This window comes from Halovulum sp. GXIMD14793 (assembly GCF_054457435.1).
In genome coordinates, this window is record NZ_JBTLNE010000112.1 from 1 (window position 1) to 2,990 (window position 2,990).

The window sequence follows — 2,990 nt, forward strand, 5'->3', positions numbered from 1 at the left end:
CTTTGATCATCCCAATGATTTGGACTTCCGTGAAACGGCTCTTTCGCATTCGTTTGCTCCTTCAAAAGGTTGAGCAAACTCTACATCAGAACGAGGGAAGTTTCGGGGGGCAGGTCACAAGCAGTGTCTGAATACTCTCATATTCATCCCTGTTGCCCTTGTCGGTCGTGAACCGGGGCATGTAGCGACGACCGCTGTCGTACATCTCGGCATACCGGACCGTATCAGGCTTGTGATACCCCCAGCGCTGCGCCCCAAACCCGGGCACACCCCCGCAGGCTGCGGTGGAGTGGGCCTCCGCCGCACAGAGTGCATCTGCCACATAGGCCCGGCACGTCCCGCCTGTCGGGTCGGCGTCGCAGGCGGCCCGCAAGGCCTCATCGGTGAACCGGTCGAGGCCTTCGAAATGGGCAATACGGTCGCGGTAGAACTCGAGATCCTGCGCGCTGCACCCGCCCTCGCGCTCACACTCCGCCAGCCGATACTTGGCCCATTGCAGCATGTCCGACTGCGAGTGCCAGAGGTAGTTATTCTTGAAGCCCGAACGCGCGGTGGAGACGTTCTCGCTCTTGCCGCCTGAAGTCTAGTATCAGAAAACTAAGTCCAAAAATATTGGATTATCAATTTAAATTTCAGAAACATACATTTTGATAATATAATCCATATTTAACTTTACAATTGTACGACTTTAATAAAATCTAAAAAGTCTCCAAATGTTTCCGATACCTTAAACAACTGAGTTTTTTGATCTAGCCGGAAGTTTGGAGAGTAATGCCAAATTGACAGAAATTCAGGATCAGATGTTTTAAGCAATAGCATTTCACTCCCACCATCCCTGGCAATTGGTAGAAACTTGGGCCTTACTTCTTCTTTCAATAAGTTGCATGAGCGAACGATAGAATCGATATCTTCTTCATCCCTGAGACTTAAAAAGTTTAGTGCAGAACCAATCTCGCCAGCAATATCCGGTATGTCATAAACAACCAGCCCATCCTCGCATTCAATCGGATGCGGAGAGTCCCCTTTCCGGTATAGTTCTTTCATTTCATCGGGTAAGTAGGGATAGTGAGCCTCGATGAACTCTAGATCAACAGGTTCATAATAGCTTTGCCACTGAACCATGTTTACCTTCCCTGACACATCGCGTGGCCGCCCGCATGTGAAACACAACCATGCACCTCTCGTGGGATCAATTGCATTCGACCAACCTCCTCGTGATGATGCCAAGTATACCCAGGGATCGTCGGGCTTCCACCCCGGATCGCACGCAACTGGGCAGTAGAAAACTGACTTGGATCGACGAGCCCAGCGTTAATTTGACTTCGAAGGTCTCTAGTTGCTGCCCTCATTGAGCCTGAATAGTTTTTTCCGCTCACGTCAGTAAACGCAACTCGAGTATCGTATACTGCAACATCATCAAAAACCGGGAAGCCTCGTTGATTGAAAGTAATTCGTACCTCCTGACCGTTGTATAATACCGTTTCTGTGCTCCCTGGCTCACCGCGCAAAGCGGCTGGGGGGACAGTTGTTGAAGTAACATCTGCCTCGCCATATCTGGCTTCAAGCTCATTTCGGGTTGCGATTGGATTGTAAGGTCTGTCTGAACCGACTCTTGTAAGAACACCAGCTGCTACATCATCAGCTTCGCTGAGCACGTTAGGCTCGCTGGTGGCGCGGGAGAACAGCGCGACGTCAGACATATCGACCGAACGCAGGACTTTGCCCGATGCTGAGACCACCATTGCCCCGCCGGAGAACTCGACAAGTACCTCGGTACCGACAGTCGTTCCGATTACACCGGCAAGGCAGGCGGTGTTGGTACCGCAGGCAGCGACCGCTTCGGAGACGATACTGACGCCCGATATTCCTGCCAGCGACAAGCCGCCGCCGATGGCCAAGCCCGCACCAAAGCTGCCTGGATCCCAGGCAGGGCCAGCCATATCCCGAACTCGCAACCTGATATTGTCCAGTTCGATCAGTTCAGCTTTGATCTCTCCTGCTACATCGCCGTAGGTTTGCAGATACTGTTTCGCAGTCTCAACCCCATCAATGCGGTCAACCCGGTAACTGTTGATCGCCTCGAAAGATCTTTGAATCTCCTGAAAACAAAGACCCTGATAGCCTTGCGGGCCGCAAGCTGCCAACAGATTGGCATCGCGTTGTTCATCGATAGCGTCGAGTTCCGCGATACGCTGACGCAGCATCTCGGCTTCGATAATGGTGCAGGTCGTATCGCCACTTTCACATGCATGCAGGGCTGCTTTGGCGCGCGCACGCGCCACGGCTTCTTCATGATATAGATAGTTATTCTCCAGCCCCGACCGTGCGGTTGAGGACCCGGCGGAGACATTCTCGCCCTTGCCGCCTGAGAACAAATAGCCTGCAAACGCCCCGATCAGTTCGGCCCGGTTCAGCGCCTGATTTCGGTCGAATTCCGGAGCGTCGGGGTCGATCCGGCCTGCATACAGGCTCTGCGCGATGCCTGCTGCCAGTCCGGCGCGGCAGTCGCCGCCTGTGGCTTCGGCGAAAGCGCAGCCGGCGAGGCCGTGCAGGGCGGCGTGGCCCAAGCTGCCTTCGACGAGGCCCTGGTCGCCGATCAGGGTCTGGCTTTCCGCCAGCGCCAGGGCCGCCACCGATTGCCCGAAACTCGCCACGAAACTGTCGGCGAAATCGGTGCCATAGACCGCCGAGGTCAACCCGCTGCTGATCGCCGCATCAATGCCGCGCTCCACCAGGTTTTCCATCGTCAGATGCTCAAAGGCAAAGCCGCCGGGAATGTCTGACGCATCGGCAAACGTGATCCCGAAGGTCGAGGCATTGATGCTCGCTGTCAGTCCTGCGGTGACGCCCGCGAAGGCTGCACCCTCGAGGATGTTTCCGATATCAAGGTCACCGGAGACGACGCCAGCGGTGGTTTCGACGATGACGGAGCTGAGGGCTTTTTCTGCGGCGGCCTGCCAGAAGGTGCCCAGCCCGTCAAACAGCCCCAG

General features: G+C 54.9%; 3 protein-coding genes. All 3 read right to left on the minus strand.

The annotated features are described in order from the left end of the window. Positions 1-85: 85 nt before the first annotated feature. Positions 86-502, minus strand: coding sequence for a DUF6862 domain-containing protein (locus tag ACW9UQ_RS18440; RefSeq protein ID WP_458932455.1), 417 nt, complete (start codon positions 500-502; stop codon positions 86-88). A gap of 170 nt (positions 503-672) precedes the next feature. Next, the gene (locus ACW9UQ_RS18445; protein WP_458932456.1) at positions 673-1,122 is read right to left on the minus strand and encodes an SMI1/KNR4 family protein; all 450 of its coding nucleotides are present in this window, start codon (positions 1,120-1,122) and stop codon (positions 673-675) included. A gap of 2 nt (positions 1,123-1,124) precedes the next feature. Then, positions 1,125-2,990, minus strand: a 1,866-nt coding sequence (locus ACW9UQ_RS18450; protein WP_458932457.1) for a DUF637 domain-containing protein, incomplete at its 5' end; no start/stop codon positions are given.

Bases quoted from the DNA above. Each gene is read 5' to 3' on its own strand.
- ACW9UQ_RS18440 (WP_458932455.1), bottom strand. From the start codon at position 502: ATGCTGCAATGGGCCAAGTATCGGCTGGCGGAGTGTGAGCGCGAGGGC.
- ACW9UQ_RS18445 (WP_458932456.1), bottom strand. From the start codon at position 1,122: ATGGTTCAGTGGCAAAGCTATTATGAACCTGTTGATCTAGAGTTCATC.